The sequence below is a fragment of the Bacteroidales bacterium genome (assembly GCA_012519055.1).
In the GTDB taxonomy this organism is placed as follows: Bacteria; Bacteroidota; Bacteroidia; order Bacteroidales; family Salinivirgaceae; genus JAAYQU01.
Genome location: JAAYQU010000010.1, coordinates 57,222 through 79,321 on the forward strand (window position 1 = coordinate 57,222; position 22,100 = coordinate 79,321).

At 35.4% G+C, this 22,100-nt stretch carries 13 protein-coding genes; 6 read left to right on the top strand and 7 right to left on the bottom strand.

All coding sequences use genetic code 11. From position 1 onward, the window contains the following. Window positions 1-29 precede the first annotated feature (29 nt). From GX311_02040 to GX311_02060, 5 genes are all read right to left on the bottom strand, one after another. The gene (locus tag GX311_02040) at window positions 30-2,978 is read right to left on the bottom strand and encodes an N-6 DNA methylase (GenBank protein ID NLK15159.1); all 2,949 of its coding nucleotides are present in this window, start codon (window positions 2,976-2,978) and stop codon (window positions 30-32) included. 141 nt (window positions 2,979-3,119) lie between these two features. Beyond that, on the bottom strand, window positions 3,120-3,767 hold the full coding sequence (locus GX311_02045; GenBank protein ID NLK15160.1) for an ATP-binding protein: 648 nt from the start codon (window positions 3,765-3,767) through the stop codon (window positions 3,120-3,122). Window positions 3,768-3,854: 87 nt separating this feature from the next. After that, window positions 3,855-5,675, bottom strand: coding sequence for a U32 family peptidase (locus tag GX311_02050; GenBank protein NLK15161.1), 1,821 nt, complete (start codon window positions 5,673-5,675; stop codon window positions 3,855-3,857). A 42-nt stretch (window positions 5,676-5,717) separates the two neighbouring features. Continuing rightward, complete coding sequence (locus GX311_02055) at window positions 5,718-7,949, bottom strand: tetratricopeptide repeat protein (GenBank protein ID NLK15162.1); 2,232 nt, start codon at window positions 7,947-7,949, stop codon at window positions 5,718-5,720. Between the two features lie 170 nt (window positions 7,950-8,119). After that, the gene (locus tag GX311_02060) at window positions 8,120-9,295 is read right to left on the bottom strand and encodes an aminopeptidase (GenBank protein NLK15163.1); all 1,176 of its coding nucleotides are present in this window, start codon (window positions 9,293-9,295) and stop codon (window positions 8,120-8,122) included. Between the two features lie 245 nt (window positions 9,296-9,540). On the opposite strand from GX311_02060, the gene GX311_02065 reads away from it, so the two are divergent. The 6 genes from GX311_02065 (at window position 9,541) to GX311_02090 (ending at window position 17,481) form a co-directional block, all read left to right on the top strand. Next, window positions 9,541-10,086: a hypothetical protein gene (locus GX311_02065; GenBank protein NLK15164.1), complete on the top strand. Its 546-nt coding sequence runs from the start codon at window positions 9,541-9,543 to the stop codon at window positions 10,084-10,086. 66 nt (window positions 10,087-10,152) lie between these two features. Next, complete coding sequence (locus GX311_02070) at window positions 10,153-12,114, top strand: DUF3857 and transglutaminase domain-containing protein (GenBank protein NLK15165.1); 1,962 nt, start codon at window positions 10,153-10,155, stop codon at window positions 12,112-12,114. Between the two features lie 52 nt (window positions 12,115-12,166). Then, complete coding sequence (locus tag GX311_02075) at window positions 12,167-13,918, top strand: DUF3857 domain-containing protein (protein NLK15166.1); 1,752 nt, start codon at window positions 12,167-12,169, stop codon at window positions 13,916-13,918. Between the two features lie 88 nt (window positions 13,919-14,006). Next, window positions 14,007-15,093 (top strand): peptide chain release factor 2 gene (locus GX311_02080; GenBank protein NLK15167.1). Its coding sequence is split into 2 segments (ribosomal slippage): window positions 14,007-14,069 and window positions 14,071-15,093, totalling 1,086 coding nucleotides; the frame shifts between segments, so codons are not numbered across the junction. A gap of 162 nt (window positions 15,094-15,255) precedes the next feature. Next, a complete protein-coding gene (locus GX311_02085; GenBank protein NLK15168.1) occupies window positions 15,256-15,753 on the top strand; it encodes a hypothetical protein in 498 nt (165 codons plus the stop codon). Between the two features lie 141 nt (window positions 15,754-15,894). After that, window positions 15,895-17,481, top strand: coding sequence for an aminodeoxychorismate synthase component I (locus GX311_02090; protein ID NLK15169.1), 1,587 nt, complete (start codon window positions 15,895-15,897; stop codon window positions 17,479-17,481). An 8-nt stretch (window positions 17,482-17,489) separates the two neighbouring features. On the opposite strand, the gene GX311_02095 is transcribed toward GX311_02090, so the two are convergent. Both GX311_02095 and GX311_02100 read right to left on the bottom strand, forming a co-directional pair. Beyond that, complete coding sequence (locus tag GX311_02095) at window positions 17,490-18,641, bottom strand: class I SAM-dependent RNA methyltransferase (protein ID NLK15170.1); 1,152 nt, start codon at window positions 18,639-18,641, stop codon at window positions 17,490-17,492. Between the two features lie 143 nt (window positions 18,642-18,784). Further along, the gene (locus GX311_02100; GenBank protein ID NLK15171.1) at window positions 18,785-21,946 is read right to left on the bottom strand and encodes a hypothetical protein; all 3,162 of its coding nucleotides are present in this window, start codon (window positions 21,944-21,946) and stop codon (window positions 18,785-18,787) included. Window positions 21,947-22,100: the final 154 nt, after the last annotated feature.

A 22,100-nucleotide genomic window follows, 5' to 3' on the forward strand; every position in this document is an offset into this window, starting at 1 on the left:
ATGAACAATTGAGTTAAAACTTTAAAGATTTACCCCTTTTCTACTATTTCTATCTCCTCATCGGTTAAATCATATAGTTTATACACCATTTGGTCTATTTCGCGGTCGGTTGCAGAAATTTGTTCTGCGATAGTGGTAGCTTTCTCTTTTTCGGCGTGAAAGTAATCTTCCCACTCTGTCTCTTGTGCCAACGATAATTTAACTTTTCTTTTACGTAGTTCATTAAGGAACTCGTTGAACGAAAGTGTATGCCACTCTTGCAGCCGATTAGGTATTTTGTCAATCTCAAAACGGCGTTCAAGCATACGTGTAAATTTTTGCAATATTTCTTGCAGAGACTTGTTTAACGAAAGCATTTGGTCGGCTTTGTCGATAAAGGGTTGTTGGTCAATGTCTTTATATTTAAAAGGTGTTTTTTCACTTATAGGATTATAGAAGTGCATTGTTCTTATTGCCATTGCGAAGACAAAATGGAAAACATACCAGTTTATTAATTTAGAATTAATTATGCACCATGTGAATTTATTAGAAATCTCTAACTCTGTGCTTAGCTGATTTACAGTATTAGCTATAGTAGTAACATTAATATGCTCCTTTGAGGGAATGCAAGCAGTTATTTTGATATGCTCAACAGGATACAATATGTGTGCAATAATATTTTGTACAATTAAAGTATTCTCCTTTATAAAAGCATTATCTGTTTGTACCCATTTTTTATCAATCTTGCCTTTGAATTTGTAAATTTCAAACCTATTAAATTCAGCACCTCCGATCATATTATAATCTCCGTAGCTTGTTATGTGTTTTTGGTTAGGTACTCCTGCGATATTTTTGTAAGCTGAATTCAAAGAAGTACTTGAATTTAACATTTTTTTAGCAATACTTAATGTCTTAGATGTTTCTCTTGCTGGTAAAAAATTGAAAATTTCTACATACTTGTTATCAACAAAATCTAACTCTTGTATTGTATTTTCAAATCTAAAGCCAGTTTTGTATTCCTTAGAATAACAATGAGATAAAGCAAAAATAACCTGTTCTAATAATACTTCATTCCATACTTTACCACAATCAATAACCATATACAAGTGTTTGTATATTTCATATCTGATTACATCCCAATTTGAAGCATACAATAAAGATTTAGGGACAATGTACGACAGAACCCCTTTCGTGTTAATTAAAGATTTCCCTATTTTAATAAATAAAATTGCTGTATCGTTTGATGCTATACCATATTTGTCCAAGTATCTTCTTTCCTTTTCTTCTAATTCTCTCCCTCTTACATACGGCGGATTTCCAATCACCACATCAAACCCTCCTTCAGCAAATACTTGTGGAAATTCGGCTTCCCAATTAAACGCTTTATCTCCTGCTACTTCGGGGTCGTCAATCAGTGAATTTCCACATTTAATATTGTCGTTAAGGTCGTTTAATTTTCTTTGCGGGCGTGCAGTGCGTAACCATAGAGAAAGTTTGGCAATTTCAACACTCTCTTCGTTTAAGTCAACGCCAAAAAGGTTGTTTTCTAAAATACTAATTTCAATATCTCCAAACACAATAGAAGCGCCGGTAACTTTGGCAATAAGTTCATCTATATAGCGGTGTTCTTTGATAAGAAAGTCGAGCGCTTGATTCAGAAACGCTCCCGAACCACATGCGGGATCGCAGATTGTAAGTTTCAATAACCAAGCGCGATACAACTCTAACTTATTGAGTAGAGTTTTTTTAGTTGAAGTGTTTCTTTTTCTGTCTGTGATGTAATCTTCTTCTACAATGCCCAACTCCTGTTTTTTCTCGTCACACAATTTGCCAACTGTGTTTTCTACAATGTACTTGGTAATATATTTAGGAGTATAATATATTCCGTCTTTTTTGCGCTTTGTTTTGTTTTTATCAACCTCTTTTCCTTCGAGATTAGCTTTTATCTCCTCTATTTCGTTGAGTGAATGCTCAAAGATATGCCCCAAGATATTTACATCTACTTCGCTTGCATAGTCATAGTTGGATAGTTTTAACGTGTGTTCGTGTAACACAGCATCATCAATTATAATGGAATCGAGTATGGTGTCGGGTTTAAATAGTCCGCCGTTGTATGCATAAACATCGTCATTTTTGCCTTTATGTCCAGTGTTCATATATTTGAAGTACAACTTAAATCGGTCGTATAGAGGTATATATGCATCTAACTCTTGCAACTGTTTCCATTGGTGCAAAATTTTTCGCATAGAATTGGGAGGTAGCAGGTTTCTGTCTTCGGCAAAGAAAATAAATAGAAAGCGGTCTAACAGTTTTTGAGACTTCTTGAAAAGCTCTAACTCGTCATGTTCGGGATTTAGTTTTACAATATTGCGAAATAGCTCTTGTTTAAATTGTGAATAATCTTCGTACAACTTTTTAGTTATCTCATCTTCCTGACTGATAGAGGCTGTTTTTATTTTTTTTGGTAAATCGTCGGCGATATTTTCATAAGCCAAGCATAACCATAATATTTTGAATTGTTCTTCAGTAAGCGCGAAAAGATTAAACTCTATGTGCTCAATGGCATTATCGATATAGAAACGAAGTTTCTCGAAATTAGAGATGATAACATATGTACAATCGGGTTGATTGTTTTTATATCCGAATGCTTGGTCTTCAACTTTATCGAGGTCGATGGTGTTTGTTCCTTTCAACTCTATTACAGCCTTTACTTTGTTGTTTATGAGGATTGCCCCATCGGCTTTTTTTGAATCTTTTACGTTTTTGAATTCAGTAGTTAAGTTAAAGTTCTCTTGTGGATTGAGTTTATAACCAAGAACGTTTACAAAAAGATCGTTTAAAAACCCTCCTTGATATTGCTCCTCATTGCTTTGTCGAATATTCTCCTGTATTTCAGGGTTATGAAATGTTTTTTTGAATACCTCATAATTTGTTAATATATTTTCACTATTAAGATTGCGGAGATATTTGTTTAATACAGTTTGTTGAAAAAAAGCCATTGGTTCGAATTATAATTGTTTATGCAAACCTACGAAAACATTTGCTAATATAGAGAGTTAAAGGTTATTTTTCATGCGCGTTTGTCCGATTATGATCTTCATTTATAGGGCATGACAATCAAAAAAAGTGTTTGCTTTATGTTAACTTTCATTGTTCGTTCGTTTTAGCGAATATACCGTTTTCGTGTCAACATTCTCATAATCAATCAGGTCAATGGTTAACAAATCGACAATAATATCTTCAGCATGTTTTAGGTTAATCGAGGCTTTTCGACAAAATTTAGATATAGTTATATGCTCGTGCTCTTTTAGATAGTCAATTAAAATATTGTGCTCCCTTTCTAACTCTATAAACATGCCGAGAGGCGATTTTTTCTTTCTCCACGATTTAACTAACAATTTATTTGCCAATATATTATTATCATTTTGTCGAATATAAACCGTCCACTTTCCGTTTTCGTTTGGAGCAGAATAGGGTTTGTTGTTTCCCTTTTCAACAATCACTTCAACTACGGTCTTTCCCTCAACTATCCATGTTTTTGCCTTACATCTGATTTTTGGACGTGTGTACATTTGCATAGCGGCATCTATCATATGTAGCTCCTCTTCGCTTCGCACGCCGGCAATAACGCCGTTGTCTTTTACGCCTATTAGGAGACGTCCGCCATCTGTGTTAGCAAATGCAGTTAGCGAGCGAGCAATCTTTTTCGCATCTGTAATAGCAAACTTAAAATCTTGCTGCTGGTGCTCTCCCTCTTCTATTAGCTTATGTATGTAGTGTTTTTTCACGTGTTTTTTAATTGTTGATAGCCACGTCTGCTCATTCGTTTAATAAGAGACAGGGCATGCCCTGTCTCTACTTGCAACTTTTACCTTTTACCTTTTAACTCTATTGATATTCATCTGACACTTATTGCAATCAAATTCCAATTTGTATTTTCGCTCTTTGTGCGTTAAAAATAGTGGAAATTTTGGTAAATCCTGTTTGTTAGTTTTTTTTAGGCACATTCCAAGTTCAAACATAATGCAATATTTAGTTGTCATAACCGTATATTCGTCACTTTTGGGTTTCTCTACCTCAAAAGCATTTTCAACTACAGAAACGCCCCGTTTTTTATAAAATTGTTGCGCAAGACTGTTTGAGACGTTTTCTTGATAATCGACAGCTGATTTATAGAAATTAGATACTTTAATTTGTGTTACATCTCGATTTTCGAGATGCAACGAGCGAATTTTATTCTCCAAATCAGTTGTTATTTCGCGCCTAATGCTGTTTATTGCCGATATGGGCACATGCGGAACCGTATCGCCCTCTATTTCAATAGACTGCAAAACAAAACATGTGTCGCCAAGTTTAGAGAGCTGAGTTTGCCACGCCTCTCGCGCTTTGGCTTGATTTTGAGCAACTTCGGTAAATGCAATCTCCTTTTCTACTTCAACATCGCCCGATTTTGCTATGACCGTAATTTTTTGCGCTGTGAAATTAACCTTTATATCACAGGGAATTTTTCTGCCATTGTTCGACTTCTCAACCTGTTTAATAAATTCGTGGTCACGGTTTCTGTATATTTCGGTGCCTGTTTTTATTCCCTCGATATTTTGGGGCAGATAACCTTTCTCCGATTTTCCTACTATTTGCGTTCCCAACAGTTCACCTTGATATTGGAAGCATATTCCATCGCCATTTACAAGTACGATGTTGGAATTAATTGAGAACCAGTTGTTTCCGTATTTAGTAACCTTGCCAATATATTTCCCCATCGATTTTGGGGAGATTTCATTTATCAACCCCTCGGTTCTGCCTTTGTAGAAGTAGGTTGAACTTCCGCGGTTAAAACTCTTTTCAGGGTCGGGGCTAAAACCTATTGTGCAGATACCTTTTGAAGCTCTTTGATAATCAGGGTTTTTGCTGATAAAACTGTTCAGCAAATTGCTGTAATGTGCAGTTATGTTTTTTACGTATATTGAATCTTTAAGTCTCCCCTCGATTTTAAATGAGGATATCCCCGCTTTTATTAAATCGCTCAGAATAAGGCTTGTATCCAAGTCGCTTAAAGAGAGCAGGTGACTGTTTTTCCTGATAACTTTCCCCTCTGAATCGATTAAATTGTACGCAAAACGACACGGTTGTGCGCAATTACCCCTGTTGGCACTACGATTGCTCATATCGTAACTCATATAGCAATTGCCACTATATGAGACACATAGAGCCCCGTGGATAAAGGCTTCTAACTCTAAGGAGGTGTTGTTTTTAATTTCGGCAATCTCGGTCAGACTAAGCTCGCGTGCTAAAATCACCCTCGAAATACCTGTATTTTCCCAAAATTTAATACGCTCAAAAGTTGCGTTGTTCGCTTGCGTACTCATATGAAAGCAGATAGGGGGCAAATCCATTTCCAAAATTCCTGTATCTTGGATAATTATGGCATCGACACCTAAGTTCCATAAATCTATTAGTATGTCTCTTATCTGTTTTTCTTCATTGTCAAAAAAAATTGTATTAACGGTTACATATACCTTAACATTAAATAGATGAGCATATTTAATTACCTTTTCGATATCGGCGAAATTGTTTGTTGCCTGTTCGCGAGCACCAAATTTTGTAGCACCCATATAGATAGCGTCAGCTCCATGATTTATGGCATCAATGGCTGTTGCTGCGTTTCGTGCAGGTGCTAATAGCTCGAGTTTTTTCATTAGTTAGTTGTTTTTGAAAACGTCTGACTTAAAAAATTTTTTCTACTCCTCCTTTTCGTCAATAAAAAGAATCATTGGCTTGATATTGTGGCTCTTAATATATTTGCCGGTATATCTTTTGGGTTGCTTTGCAGATATCTGTTCTAATAATTTTATGAAATCAATTTTTTGAGCACCTGTAGTAAGAGAGTCTAAAGTTAGTGTTGAATCTGTTTCTATATTGTTAGAATATTGGACAAATGTGTATATCTCATGTTCTTTGTTTTCACTAAAATTGTGTTCAGGAATATCAATATCATTGGTTATTATGGCAACAGTTCCTTCGATATTAAGATTATTATTGACAGACGATAAAAATGATAAATTAAACCATGTTGATTTATTCGTTGTATCAGAATTCGTTGGTAGCCAATAGTTCCCATCTTTCCAAGTTATGCCCCTTCCGTTAAAACATAGAACAACGTTTTTGTAATTTTTTTCTTCTATAAGTTCATTTAAATCGAATAGCAGCAGACGTTCCAATGATTTTTTTGTTGTGTTTTTAAATTTACTTATATCAACGTTTGAACAACTTTCTAAGAACTCAACAAGGTTAATACACATACTATCTGAATTATACATCCCGTCAAATGAAAGTACAAGTATATCTTTTATTGGCAAAATTGTTTTTTCAATGTCCTCGGCGTAGGCTATATTAAATGTCTTAACAGACTGATTGTTAAACATATCAGTTACTTCAACTATAATCTTATTGTCGGCAGGTATTGTAATAAGCGTATCAATAAAAACGGTTCTTTTATCAATGCCACTGTAAAGCTGTATGCTGTTGATTAAGACAGAGTTAATATAACTATTGTCGGCAACAAGAAGCTTGATATTAATATCATTTTTATCGGTTTTAATCCACGATGTTTCGAGAGAATCAATTTTAGGTTTAAGTATAACAATTTCAGGTGCAATAGAGTCGTATAACGTTAATGTATAGTACGATATGCTGTTGTTATCATATATATCTACGGTTGATATGTAAACTGTATCGTTAGATGGATATGGTATTTTGGCATCGAAAGTTCTTGTATCGCTATTTAGAGCATTAATATCGTTTACAGTTAATTCGATAATTGAGGATTTTTCATCGTAACTTCCTGTTATTCTGATAGAATCCTCTTTTTGTTTTACTCCCAAGTAGGTGTTCAAGTAAATTTCTGGTTTTGTGATAGTTAGAACGGGTGGTTCTATCTCTTTACTTAGCAGTGAAACTATTTCTCGAGCTCTGTTTAGTTGCCAAGTAGGTGTTTTTTCTGTTTTAAGATTTAAAAAAGTGTGTAAATCTGTAAACACTTCATCTTCATTATTTAAACGCAGATTAACGATTGCTCTGTTAAATAGTGCGTCTGTGTTGTTGCTGTCGGTTTTTATAATATAATCGTAATCATTGCACGCGTTGTTGAGTAATCCTATAAAACGATAAAACCGTGCCCGGCGCTCAATGAATTTTATGTCGTGTGTTAAATTGTATAGCGTGGTTGCTTCCGATACTGCATCATGCCACATATACCAAGACGTAAAGATTGACATTCTGATTTTCATCAACTCAGGATTGTTGAACAGCTCAATTCCTTCTGTAGCGACCTCCATGGCAGCATGTTCATTACCCGTTTGCAGTAGCAGATTGGCATAACTTATATAGGCATCGGGATTTGTTTTATCTTTTTCGATAGAGCTTCTGTAAAAAATCCCTGCATAGTCTGTCATTCCAAGAGAATCAGATGCTACGGCTTTGGCATAAATAAGTTTAGGGTTTTGATTATAATTTTGGTGATTTTCAGACAGCAGTAGTGCATCTTCAGCCTGCCCGACAGATGAGTATGTGAGCATTAGATAGTATATAGATAGTTGATTTGTAGAGTCTCTTTCGTAAGATTTCAGTAAATATGGCAAGCTCTCTTTATATCTGTGCTGTTCGTACAACAATCTTCCGGCAGCTAATCCCTCTTTTGATTTGTCGTTGGAGTATTTATAAGCTTTTATGTAATCATCTATGGCTTCGTCGTATTTTCCTTGCTTTTCATATATCTCTCCTCTGATGAAATAAGCTTCGTCTAACTGTTTGTTTACTTTTATAGCCTTGTTTATTTGTGCAATACCATTTTTATAATCGTTTGCAGCAATTGCTTCCTTGCCTTTGTCTAGAAGCTTATGCGAATAAAAACGACTTACGCAGGAGGTTAAGGCTATTAAAGCTAAAAACAGTAATGATAAATGCCTATTCATTTATATACTTATTACGCTATTTTGCAAAATTGCATAAAAAAACAATACAAAGTTTCAGTCAAATAACAAATAAGGACACCCTTTTGCAAGTGATGTCCTTATTGTCTAACCAAAACCAAAATTGCTATGAAAAAGCTTCTTTAATTCTTTCCTTAATTCGCGCTTCCATTTTATTTAGGAAGTGCGTTTTTGTTAACCGCGATGGAGACAGTTTTAAATTTCACAAAAGCTTCTGAAGCGTATAAGTATCCATCGTACTTATGATTTTCCGGACCCCAGCTGTTTTTTACTTTGTAATATTTTGTTCCATTTTGGTCTTTATATATACCTACAATATGCATGCCATGATCGTCGGTTGTTTTAAAATTATCGAAATCAATTTGTCTAATCTCTTGTGTAATATTTTTTTCAGGCACTGGGCTATCGAAGCTAAACATTTGTTTTTGACGCTCTTCTTCACTCATTGCTTCCCAGCGAAGTCTTTCACTTCCCGTTAATTCTTCTATTTCAGTTTCCGGAACAATGGCAAGACCGTTTTTCCAAGAGAAACCTTTTTCGCTTACGTCGGCTGCCCAGCTAATTCCGTATCCTTGTTCTATTGCGTTGTCAATAACTTTCATCATCTCATTCAAAGGTAGGTTTTGAAAACGTTTCCATGACCAATTGTCAGGAACTTCTAAAACGAACTCTTCATAAAATGGATGATGTGTGAAAGAAGTTATATAAACGTAATCGTCCGGATTAATGCCAATATACCGATCTGCGTACTCTCTTGGTGTCATATTTTTACCATCGTATTCGAAAGTCTCGGGTACAACACCTAAGTATGCGTCAAGGATTGCGTTATATCCGGCTTTCCAAGCAGTTGATAATCCTCTGTTTGGATTTGAAATAATAGCATCAACGTATGCTTTTAAAACTTTGTCAAGTTCGCCGTGTACGTGTTTATCTGTTCCGTAATTTAATCCGGGATATGCCTCTTCGGGCATTGCACCATATTTCTTAATTATATCAAGTACGTCATTCAAAGCTCCTCCACCACTAAAATTGTTGCTACCGTGCATACGAACATAAAGGTCAGCCTTTTCTTCATAAACTTTTCGCACAACGTACATTTCGCTGATATCAATCAAACCTTTACCTGCCTTTAGAACTTCACTTTCAACAAAAGAAGCAGTAGCAAAACTCCAACATGTGCCACTACGGTACTGGTTTTTTACGGGCGACACTTCAATCTCTTTAACTAAAGTAAACTCATACCCCTTTTCTTTTTCTTTCGACTTTTCTTTTTTTGCAACTGTTACTAAAGGTACTGTCAGCAATAAGAGAATTATTAATCTTTTCATGGTTTTGGTTTTTTATCTAACTCAAATGCAAAATTAACAATTTTTTAACAAATATGATAAAAAAATAATCCTCGGCAAAATAAGTTTTAATAAAATCATAATTGTTGTTGATAATCAGAGATTTGTGTAAAATAGGCCTACTGTTCTATATTAAACTAATAATTTTTGTCAAATCATGGCATAAATTATGAACACTTGGTTTAATATTTTATTCAATATATTTGTAGTATATAAATTCGGGTCTAATGTTGTTTTCAAAAAATCAAAAAAATATTATTGCCAGAATATTTTTGCTTGGCTGCTTGCTTTTGCTCTCCTCTGTTGGTTATGGTCAATATGAAAAAGAGGGGTATACATTTATACAAAAGATTAAGACACCGAGGTCTCGAAAGCCAGAGGTGAATGAGATGATGCTTGATCCGCACGGACGTTTTTTAATTCTTACGGTTAGTTCAAATCCAACACACGTCCTTTTTTACCGCCTGTCTGATTGGGAGTTATATAAGGAGTATATGATTCCTGAATGGTTCGACTTGGGAAACTCTTTTGCAGATACCGAAGGAAGATATTTTTTTGTTGAATATGGGCGGTACTCATCAAAGTACAGGCGAATAGATTTATCAACAGACAAAATAGATACTGTTGAATGTAACGTAACTCCCCGTGGATGTTTGCCCAAAGAACCTGCTCTGCCTAAAAAAGAGTTATATACGATTGATAAAAAGTACTATATCGCTATAAATAAAAACAATAGTCGTGATGTTTTGGTGTTTAAAAAGAATGAAGATTAAACTAATTCAAATAGAATACTTGAAGCTAACACGCTATCACAAACATAATTTTACAATCTAAAGCTTATGATAAAAAATGGTTTTATTTGTTTGTTGTTGTGTATAATATCACTACCACAAACATATGCGAAAGATAACAAATTTAAAAAGTTTATCGAGGAGCAAAATCTTATAGAAAAGTACAAGGATTACAATCAGGTTATTGCGTTTGACTCAGCAATTGCTAATGTTCAAGAGACAGGGTTAAGTTATGTGACCCGGAAAACACTTTACGTGTTGATAAAGTCAGAGACAGCATCAGAACTTTCTTCTATAATATTGGATTATGATCCGCTATCGGCTGATATTTCAATAAAGGAGTCATACATTATACGTAAAGACGGCAGTCGAGAGGAGCTTTTTAGCGGAGAAAAAGTTTACGACTATCCTGCACCTGCCAGAATGATTTATTGGGGAGCAAGGCAAAAAATGGTTGAGCCCGGATTGCTACAGAGTGGAGATGCGGTTTATATTGAATATGTAAGAAAAGGTTTTACCTATGCGTTGTTGCAAGCCGATGATGACGATAGATATATCCCACCAATGCGTGGTCACTACTATGATATAGTTGAGTTTTTCGATACAAAGCCAATTCATCAGAAGTATTTCAGAGTTAATTTGCCATCATCAAAAGATTTGGTTTATGAAACATATAACGCTGATTTTAAGGTAAATATAAGCGAAGCTGATGGACAAAAAATCGGGGAGTTCGAGCTTACAGAGATATTGCCACCCAAAAGAGAGTTTAGAAGTGTCGGCAATGTTGAAATTGCGCCAAAGGTAATTGTTACTACAACCAAATTTTGGGAGGATAAGTCGAAATGGTTCTATGGGGTTAACGAAGATTACGGCAGTTTTGAGTCAACACCCGAAATTGATCTAAAAGTAAAAGAGATACTCGAAGGCGCAAAAGATGAGCTTGATTCGATAGGACGTTTAAATCGTTGGGCAGCAGATGAAATCAGATATAGCGGCATTTCAATGGGAGAAGGTGAGGGTTACACTCTTCATTCAGGAGATATGAACTTTACCGACCGTTGTGGGGTTTGTAAGGATAAAGCAGGAATGCTTATTACTTTACTACGCGCAGCAGGTTTTGAGTCGTATGCAGCTATGACTATGGCAGGTTCTAAAATTGAAAATATCCCTGCCGACCAGTTTAATCACAGCGTGACAGTTGTAAAATTGCGTGATGGCTCTTTCAAACTTCTTGACCCAACTTGGGTGTCATTTGTCAGAGAGATGTGGTCGAGTCGTGAACAACAGCAAAACTATTTGATTGGGTCGCCCGAAGGTTGTGATTTAATGATTACACCAATTTCGGCTCCCGAAAACCACTATCTCAAAATCAACAACAATGCAACAGTAGATAATGACGGCAATATAGAGGGAACTATTACCGTAACAGCCGAGGGGCAAAGTGATGCAACAGTAAGATCAATATTTACACGAAGCCGTAAGAATCAATGGGAAAGTAATTTAAGGAATCAGGTTTTGCAATTATATCCCAATGCCGTGATAAGCGAGGCTACCTATTCAGACCCTTATAAATATTATGAAGCACCAGTTTTATTGACTATTAAGTACTCCATACCAGACTTTGTTAAAATAAACGGCAAAACAATGGTTTTAAAAACCATGACAAGCAACGGATTATTCGGTTATGCCCAGTTTTACGATGGATGGAGTAATAGTCATAAAGATCGTAAGTATGAAATAGTCGGGAATTGTTCTCAACTTGTTGAAATAACCGAAAACATATCGCTGCCAGGGAAGGTTAAAATTCAAGGGATTGATGATTTTAACGGGGGAAAACAAGGGAAATACGTTTCAATACAGACCGAAGCAAAAATTGAGAACGGAGAGTTAAAAACAAAATCGACGGAACGTTATGAACAACGAGTATATCCAGCGGAAGCATGGAAAGAGTTTGTTGAGCTTATTGATATTAAAAACAGATTCCGACAAGATTTTATTATTAAGTTCTAAATTATAAGTAATCACGTTGTAAATAGCTAATAATCTTAAAAATTATAATCAAATGAAGATAAGCCTCTTAATATTACTATCAGTTGTTGTGTCTAGCCTTTTTTCTAATAACTACGATGCTTGCTACAAATTGTTAAAGAAAGAGTACATATTTAACAATGAAGGAGGATATACTCTGAATTATGAACATAAGTTGCAGTTTAATACATATCAATCCTTTCATCGTTTTTATGGGGAGACCTTTATTATTTACGATCCTCAATACCAAACCTTAAATGTTACTCGTAATCAGACCACCATGGCTGACGGTAAACTGATTGTAGGACCCGAAAATGCCTTGAACGAGGTTCTTCCTTCTTGGGCAGCTAATTCTGGAGCGTATAATCATATCAGAGAAATGGTTGTTACCCATACAGGTCTTGAAGTTGGAGCCGTTTCTGAATTATCATATACAATCAATTCGAAAAAACCCACAATTGGCAATATTCAAATAGTTGAACCACTGCGTATTAACGTGCCTGTTGATAATTTAGAAATAATTTTTATTGTCCCTAACGGTGTTGATTTTTCTATATCGGAAAAGACAAATTTGCCTGCCCCTGAGATTGTTACAGAGCCAGATAAAACAATTTACAAATATACTCTTACTGAAGTTCCTGCAGTAGAGATCCCGTCTATGACCGACAAATCGTTTATTCCACATATAATAGCGCAGACAGGTACTGAATCACTATCTGATTTATTGCAAAGAATAACACCTACGGCAGGAGGGGAAAAATCAATATCTATTGAAGATTTTGATACAGTCTTAGACGTTCAAAAAGAGATAGTTAATATTAGAACGATTAATGTTCCTGTGGAGTTTCAAATCTTTCCTTTGCAAACGCCTGATATTACAACCAAACGCAACAGTGGGACACCTTTAGAAAAAGCTATTTTATTTCAAAAAATGTTGAGTGACAGAGGAATAAGCTCAGCAATACTATTTAAAGCACCCGAAGTGCTAATTGATGACAATTGTGCAAATATTGGTGCAGTTACAGATATATTTGTATTGCTTGATGTTGATAAAACTCCTTGTGCTTTATCGCCAGTCTATTTGCATAAAAGCAATCCCATTGATATTCAGGGGTATACTTATATTGCTAAAACCTCTCAAGGTTTACAAATAGTGGACAGAAAGTCGATAAACAAAACTACTATTAATGCTGATTTACAACTGAAGTATGATAAAAAGCGAAAGCTGCTTTCACTTTCAGGTACAGGAGAGGTAACGATTGCGGGCGCGGGTAACAATTATGTTGTAAGTAAAGAGTATCAGCCTAAGGCGAGTGAAATTGTAAGTGCCAAAAACGCACAAATAAAAAACAGCAAGGAAAAAGATCTGTATTCGTGTAGCTACGAACTCGAATTTTCAGATAACAACCTTAAAGGAACACACAGAGTTTACAAAGTTGAGTTGCCTATGGCAAAACCCGGTATAAACAGTTGGAATTTAGATTTGTTAAACAGAAGTCAGGCAAATCCTTTACGTCTTCCATACGGATTGCAACAAGAGGAGATATATACAATAAATATCCCCAAAGGCGCTCTCCCAATTACAAAAAAGATTTCTGAAAAAAGGGAAACAACTTTTGGCGAACTTGAACTATCTTTAACATATACCAAAACACAAATAGTTGTTAAAAGAAAAATATTAATACGCTCGAGTTTGATTTTACCTCCTGATTACGAAGTGTTTGCAGAGATTTTTCAGCTTTGGAACAGCGACAAAACAAAGGAGTTTTATATTGAAGTAAAATAGTAAGGAACAAGATAAAGGTAAAAGGGACAAGGAGCAAGAAACAAGTGACAAGGAGCAAGATGAAAGTTAAGTCTATAAAAATTAAAATATGATAACACCTGATCACATTAAAGAGCTTACGAAGCGCATTGAAGAGCTGAGGAGGTATCTTTGACATTGATACAAAAAAAACCAGAATTGAGGAGGAGGAGATTAAAACACAAGCTCCTGGATTTTGGGAAGATACCGAAAAGGCTGAAAAGCAATTGAAACATATTAAAGAACTCAAAAAGTGGGTTGAGGGTTATGAAGAGGTTTCCAAAAGTGGGGACGACTTGGTTTTACTGTTCGATTTTTTTAAAGAGGGTGAAGCTGACGAGGCAGAAATTGCTGCTCAGTATGCCGAAACTTTGGATTTAGTTGAAAATATGGAGTTTAAAAATATGCTCCGCAATGAAGAGGATAGGCTCGGTGCTATATTGAAAATAAATGCAGGAGCCGGAGGAACAGAAAGCAATGACTGGGCAGATATGCTTATGAGAATGTATTTACGATATGCCGAACGTAATAAGTTTAAAATAAGCGAAATAAACTGCACTCCCGGTGATGAAGCAGGAATAAAGTCGGTCACGCTACAATTTGAAGGCGAGTATGCCTATGGATATCTAAAAGCCGAGATAGGCGTTCATCGACTTGTAAGATTATCCCCTTTTAATGCTCAAAACAAGCGCCAGACATCGTTTGCTTCTGTTTTTGTATCACCGCTTATTGATGAAAATATTGATATTGTGATAAATCCTGCCGACTTGGAGTGGGATACTTTCCGTTCGTCTGGTGCAGGAGGGCAAAATGTTAATAAGGTAGAGACGGGAGTGAGAGTGAGACACATACCTTCGGGTATTATTATCGAAAACACCGAATCACGCTCGCAGCACACCAATCGCGAAAATGCGATACGATTGTTGAAATCGGAATTATATGATTTGGAATTACAGAAAAAAAGAGAAAAGCAAGCTGAAATAGAAGGTTCGAAAAAACGAATTGATTTTGGCTCGCAAATAAGGAACTATGTTCTGCATCCATATAAATTAGTGAAAGATGTCAGAACGTCTTATGAAACATCAGACGTGCAATCGGTTCTTGACGGAGAGATAGACGATTTTATCAAATCTTATTTGATGTCTATGGCGGAATAGGTTGAAATAGAAACCATTATTTTGACCAACAACATGTATTTGATAATTAAGCAATGATAAAGAACAAACTAAAATATTATCTTTGTCGTTATAAAGTAGAATACATAGTTTACTTTTGTGTAAAAAGATAGAATGCTAAAAACACCATATATATTTAGTTCTATGCAAAATCGTAAAAACAAGAAGTTCTGCAATTCTTTTTTTAACGCAGATTTTGCTCTAAAAGGTCGATTAATTTACCTAGTTTCTTTTGTTTTTATTCTTTCTATTGCTATCCCTGTTGAAGTTAAAGCACAATGTGACAATAGTTTGAAACGTGAAGCATACAAAAGTATAGAGTCAGGAACCTATTTGCGTGATTTTAGAATTTCTTTGCCGGGAGGAAGGGCGAAAAACCCTCCAACTGATGAAAAAAACATTATACTTAATAAGGGTAGCCGATACCGATTCTCCATAGCTTCAGATCCTCTTTTGGAAGCTATACCTGTTATCAGAATTTATGATAGTTCTACCGAGTATATAACTGTCGATAATGGCACCATGTCTGTGCATTTTGACTTTGTTTGTAATAAAACGCAAGTTTACTACGTTTCGGTTAGCTTTAAAAATGCGCGAGATGGTTGTTGTATTTTGATGCTCGGATTAATGGAGTCAAAATAGAAATTTAAAAAAAAATTGCTGTTAAACAGTTATTGACTTGCAAATTAAGATCCTGTATATCGAAGATTTGGTTATTTGGCTTGCACGTTAACTACTCAAGACTAACTTCAATATTGAGAGTTACTAAATTAGATTATTTGTATGATTTATAGTGATATAACTGCTTTAAAATCAAAAATCAATCAACTATATAGCAACAAAACACCCTTTTTCTTTATTGTCAATTACGAACAAACTGAAGGCTACTGTATTGAGGCTCCTTTAAATCAAAGAGAGATATTTTTTAAATTCCCCAATGCTGATAATAAGCAATTTGCTAAGCCATCAAAACGTATAACGTTTGAGGTTATTACAAATAATCCCGAGGAATATAAAAGTAAGTTTGAAAAACTGCAAGAGTTTATAGCAAGCAAAGAGATTGTATTTGCAAACCTAACTGATAAAACAGAAATTAAAACAAACGCTTCCATCGAAGATATTTTCGCCCTTAGCGAATCACGGTATCAACTGTTTGTTCCTGAAAGATTTGTATGTTTTTCTCCCGAGCGATTTGTAAGAATAGCAGATGGCAAAATTTACACAAACCCCATGAAAGGTACAATAGATGCCTCAATCCCCTACGCTGAAGAAATTATATTGAATGATAAAAAAGAGATTGCCGAACATACAGCTGTTGTAAATTTTTTAAGTAATGAGTTGAAAACAGTTGCAAAAAATGTTAAAACTTCACGATTTAGATATATTGATAAAGTTAAAAACAACAGGAAAACCTTGCTACAAGTTAGTTCTGAAATCGTAGGCGAACTGTTGCCTGATTATGAAAACCATTTTGGAGATATTGTTTTTAATCTTCTTCCGGCAGGCTCTATTGGAGGAACACCAAAACAGAGGGCTTTTGAGTTGTTAAGTAAGATTGAAGGTGTTAAAAGGGGCTACTATTGTGGTATTGCAGGCTATTTCGATGGTAATGAGTTTGATAGTGCAGTTTTAATTCGTTTTATAGAGCAAAATACAAAAAACAATAAACTATATTTTAGAAGTGGCGGTGGAATAACTATAGACAGTGTTTGGGAAAAGGAGTATCAAGAAGTCTTGAATAAGATTTATTTGCCGTTTTGTTTAAAGGAGCCCGTTTTTGTTGAGACTTTGAAAATTGAAAACAACAAGATTTATAATTTTAAGTTACACCAAGAGAGAATGCAGAAAACAGCATTCCACTATTATGGAACAAAGCCCAAATTACATATTGATTTTTCAACTATCCCCTCTGATTTAAAGCAAAAAACCATAAAGTGTAGAGTTTTATATTCGTCAGATGTCAAGGCTATTGAATATCATGCATATAAGTTTAAGAAAATCAATTCTCTTCGTGTTGTTAATGGTAACGATATTGAGTATAGTTATAAATCAATTGACAGGGACTGTTTAAACAGCCTGTTCGAACAAAGGGCAGGAGCCGATGATATTATTATTGCAAAAAACGAAAAAATAACCGACAGTTCGTTTGCTAATCTTGTATTTGAAACATTTGATGGAGAGATGTTTACTCCAAAAACTTTTTTGCTTGAAGGAACAAAGCGCAAAAGTCTGATAAACAGTGGTGTAATAAAAGAGAAAGATATTACAATAGCCGATATGCCAAAGTTTAGGAAAGTTTATCTAATCAATGCAATGATTGATATTGACGATGATATTTCTGTAAGTACAGAATCTATCATTTTTAGTTAAAGTAATCTTTATGCTTTGTCCTTGTTTTTCTTGCTTCCCTCGTACATTTTGTAGTGCAAAAGACGACACTCTAACTTGCCGTTAAAGAGTTTGATTTTCTTTTCAGCTTTTAAGCCAAAGTGATTTATAGCATCGAAGTTAGAGCTGATTATCCATGCTTCGTTATCCTGATAATGATGTTTAAGTTGTGAACCTATTTCATCGTAAAACTCCTCGACTTTTTCAATTTGTAAACGTTCATCGTAGGGAGGGTTCATAAAGACAAAAGCGGGTTTATTGTTGTTTTCGCTATCGAAAAAATCTTTGTTTTCAAATTTTATAATATCTCGTACTCCTGCACGTCTAGCATTGTTTATAGAGATGCTTATTGCTTTTTTGTCAATATCACTACCGTAGATTTGAGCACTACTTGAAATCTGTTTTTCAACTGCTTCTTTTTTGATTTTGTCGAAAAGTTGTTTGTCGAAATCTAGCCAAGTCTCAAAATTGAACTTACGATTTAAACCTGGAGCAATGTTTGCTGCAATCATGGCTGCCTCTATGGGGAAAGTTCCAGATCCACACATTGGGTCTATAACATTGGTTTTTTTGTCCCAACCTGAAAGCAAAATAATTCCGGCAGCTAACACTTCACTGATTGGAGCTTCAACTTGTTCGGTGCGATAGTTACGTTTACCAAGCATTACACCCGAACTGTCTAAAGAGACTATTACCATTGTTCCGCTGATATGAATATTAATGCGAACATCTGGATTTTCTGTATCAACCGAAGGTCGTAGCTCAGTACTATCACGGAAACGGTCAACAATTGCATCTTTTGTCTTTAGTGCCACATATTGAGAATGTGTAAAGATGTTACTATTTACAACCGAATCGACTGCAAACGATTTTTTTATGGATAAATAGTTTTCCCACCCAAACCGTTTGATGTTTGAATATAGTTGTCTTTCGTCGTTCGCACGGAAAGCATGTATTGGTTTTAATATTTTAATGGCGGTGCGCAGCCATAAGTTGCTTTTGTATAATAAACTGTTGTCGCCACGAAATTTAACAGCGCGGTTTAAAACAGAAATATCGGTTGCTCCTATAGCGTTCAACTCCTCTGCCAGCACGTTTTCAAGCCCGTAAAGTGTTGTCGCTATTATGTCAAATTTTTCCAATTTTCAGTTTAGTTAATGTAGTTATAGGACTTCTATTATGTAAGAAATGTCGTACAAAGGTAGGTATTTATTGGCTTATCGTCCAAACAAGAGGTAATTATAAGTTATTTTGAATCTTCCCAAGGATTAAAATTAGTGTCTGTTTATTTTCTAACTATTATTTTAAAAACTTGTTGTGTTGAGTTTACTTTAACTTTCATGTAATTTATGTCCAACGTGCTTGCAGGAGTCGGAATTACTATGTCGTTTACTCCTGAAGTGATACTGCGAGTGTCTTTCCATAGTAATGCGCCGTTGGAGCTGATAATTGATATTTCGCAACTGCTTTCAGTATCAGAAATTACCGTGAACTTAATTTCGTTTTTAGCAGGATTAGGAGATGGAGGGAATATATGAATGTTATCGTCAAAAACATAGCATTTGTAGTTGTTGTCAGGATTTTGATCGAGTTGAATTGTAACGGCATCTAAACAGACATATATTGGAGTTCCTCTTTCGGGGGTATTCATCCTTGTGTGCAAAGTGTAACCCGATTCATTTCCCGGGTATAATGTAGATTCGAAAATTTCTGAGAAACTTGTACCGTTGTCAAATCTGACATTTATTACAAATTGCGACAGGGGAGAGGTTCCGTTATTTCGGAAAACAGGACGTATTAGTATTTTGCCATCATAAATTACCGCCGACAGTGATTTTACTTCCAAATCAACACTTGGAACCAAGGCTGTTAGAACCCTGTTTGTGGAGTCACTACACCCTTTGTTTGTTTCAACTGCAAGCCCAAAATTGTACGCTCCTTCACTGTTTATTTGGTGCGTAATCGATGCATTGTCGCTTAAAAAAACATTGTCAATATACCAGCGGTAGAAGTGAGTTATAGAAGGATCTTCGGCGAATAGCGTTGCTGTAGTTGGAATATAAACAGTATCGAGCGGTGTGCTAATTATTGCATCGGGCGTTTCGTAAATTATAAGCTGTGATTGTTTCATATCAGTACAACCAGCACTGTTTTCAACAGTTAACGTCAAACTGAAAACTCCTGATGTGTCAAAAGTATAAAGGAATAGTTCTTCGATGTTTCCGACAGGTTGAGATATTCCCCACACTTTAGAAATTATATTTTCATCTTCACCGGGCAGACTGTTGTCGGTTAATGTAACTATATCTTTGGCACAAACTTCAACATCGTTGGGTAAAGATGTCGGTTTTCCTGAAATTAAAACAGTTTTTACAATTGTGTCTTTACAGTGATTTACCTGTTGTGTTGCAACCAATTTCACAGGGAATTTTCCAGTTCCGTTGAACAGATGTTCAGGATTGATTAGAGTTGATTGGGATAGTGAGTCAAAATACCATATATAATCTACCGAAGTGCCTAACCAACTGGAGCTTTGGTTGAAAAAGGCAACAGGCTCGCCCTCGCAACCTTTTCCAAAAGTGAAATCGGCAATAGGCGAGTTTTTAACATTAAACATTGACTCAATAGAGTCGGCACAGCCCTTATCCGAAATTGTTATAAGAGAAACAGAAAAGTTGCCTGCACTGTCAAACGAATGATTGAAACCAGAGGTGTAATATTGTGTCCCATTAACGTCCCAGTGCCACTCTGTTATTTCGCCATCATCTATAGTTGATGTGCTTTGGAACAAAACATCGTTTCTTTCGCATGCAGAATTTGGGACAAAACTAACATTAGGAATGTGGTTAACTGTTGCATAAAAAGATGTGTCTTTATAACACCCTGCTGTAGTTGTAACATGCAGATATACAGGTAAATTCCCTACTTCCGGATAAATATAAACTGCTTCGTTTCCAATTATGGTGTCTGTTTGGTTAAAAATCCAAAAACATGTATCAATACTTGAACTATCGTTAGTTTGCGACAAGCTGTTGAACACAAAATTGTTACCTTTACAAATTGGAGTGTGGTCGAAAGCAATATTTGGGGCATTGCCTAGAATATTTATCTGTACAGTGTCGTAAGCAATGCAGCCGTTGATATTTGTTACAGTAACGCTTGCTTGAGTATGATTATCAACTATAAACCAAGGCAATGATGAACCATCAGACCAAAGATAAGTGACCGCTTCTTCAGCTCCGTTTTCTAAAACAATTCGATTTCCGTTACATAATGCCTTGTCGTCTCCAAGTGTGGCAGTAACGGGAAACATATCAACATAGGCATCAAACTCTTTTTGAATAAAGCAACCAAGGGTGTCGATTACTTTTACCCAGTATGTTCCTGGTTCGGAGATAGAAATTGAATTAGCTGTATCGTTGGTTGACCAAACAACAGAATAATCTCCGGTTACGTTTACTTCGACTGTTTCTTGTGAGCCATAGCAAAAAACGATATCTGTTGGTAATAGAGGTTCAAAAAAGTTAACATTTATAGTATCCGATGTTATCCTTCCGAAGAAATCGGTAGCTGTAACCCAATATTCTCCTGACTGGTTGACCGTAATTTGCTCAGTGCTATCGCCAGTTGACCACTCAATATCAGAGTACCCTTCGTTGACTTGTAGTGTTATGGGACAAAAACCATAATCAACAGTGATATCTTCTCCCAGTGAAATAGGAGGCGCATATTTGTCCATCAGGTACTGTTCAACCTGCTGACGTTGGGTATCTGTTAGATTAGTATCGTAAATAATTATTTCGACTATGTCACCATTGAAAAATCTAGAGTTATTATAAGCTGCGCCAACTGTTAATCCATTTATTCCCATATTTCCAGCATCGCCGGAAATTTTTAGAACACCGTTGTCAAAAAAATTTGTTGGTGAAGAGAGTATTATTGAACTTACTGTGAGATTTGATGTTTCAGGCTTTGTATAATATAAACCCAAGTAGGCAGAGCCTTTTGCGTTGATTGCGAAAAACTCCAAATTTGAATAGGGCTGACCAAGTGTCACTCTATTAAATTCATCTACTCCGTCCAAAATGTTTTGTGCTTTGGGAATATTCCTTTTCCATACAACAAAATAAGTGACAGGTTGATTCATTAATTCAGAAAAACTAACTTTTAGCTGGTCGTTTGTGCCGTCAAAACGAATAGCGGGATGACCAGCATATATGTTTGAAGTTTTTAAAGGTCTGTTTACTTCATTTGATTGAGATAGGTGTAAATTATTACCACTTGCATCATACCATTGCGAGACCAATCCACTTACAAGCTCTACACTGTCAGCTTTAAGCCAAAGTTTTAGATTATCTGTTGGAATTTGTGCTGATATGGAATTTATTGTAATCAGCCATGATTGCAACAAAAACAGCAGAAATATAAATCTAAAAAAACCGGACATAGAGTAGCAGAATTGAACCCATAAATATAAAGTTAATTTACGTAATGGTAAATATTACACTATTTTGTTGGTCAAAAATAATGTTAAGTCAATAAGTTTTGGAATAATACTAGAAAAATATAATGTGAAAAAAATTGTTTTTGTTTATAAAAAT

Excerpts from the sequence above, each read along its gene's own strand:
- GX311_02055 (NLK15162.1), bottom strand. The coding sequence starts at position 7,949 with ATGAATAGGCATTTATCATTACTGTTTTTAGCTTTAATAGCCTTAACC.
- GX311_02040 (NLK15159.1), bottom strand. The coding sequence starts at position 2,978 with ATGGCTTTTTTTCAACAAACTGTATTAAACAAATATCTCCGCAATCTT.
- GX311_02090 (NLK15169.1), top strand. The coding sequence starts at position 15,895 with ATGATTTATAGTGATATAACTGCTTTAAAATCAAAAATCAATCAACTA.
- GX311_02085 (NLK15168.1), top strand. The coding sequence starts at position 15,256 with ATGCAAAATCGTAAAAACAAGAAGTTCTGCAATTCTTTTTTTAACGCA.
- GX311_02075 (NLK15166.1), top strand. The coding sequence starts at position 12,167 with ATGAAGATAAGCCTCTTAATATTACTATCAGTTGTTGTGTCTAGCCTT.
- GX311_02070 (NLK15165.1), top strand. The coding sequence starts at position 10,153 with ATGATAAAAAATGGTTTTATTTGTTTGTTGTTGTGTATAATATCACTA.
- GX311_02050 (NLK15161.1), bottom strand. The coding sequence starts at position 5,675 with ATGAAAAAACTCGAGCTATTAGCACCTGCACGAAACGCAGCAACAGCC.
- GX311_02100 (NLK15171.1), bottom strand. The coding sequence starts at position 21,946 with ATGTCCGGTTTTTTTAGATTTATATTTCTGCTGTTTTTGTTGCAATCA.
- GX311_02060 (NLK15163.1), bottom strand. The coding sequence starts at position 9,295 with ATGAAAAGATTAATAATTCTCTTATTGCTGACAGTACCTTTAGTAACA.
- GX311_02065 (NLK15164.1), top strand. The coding sequence starts at position 9,541 with ATGTTGTTTTCAAAAAATCAAAAAAATATTATTGCCAGAATATTTTTG.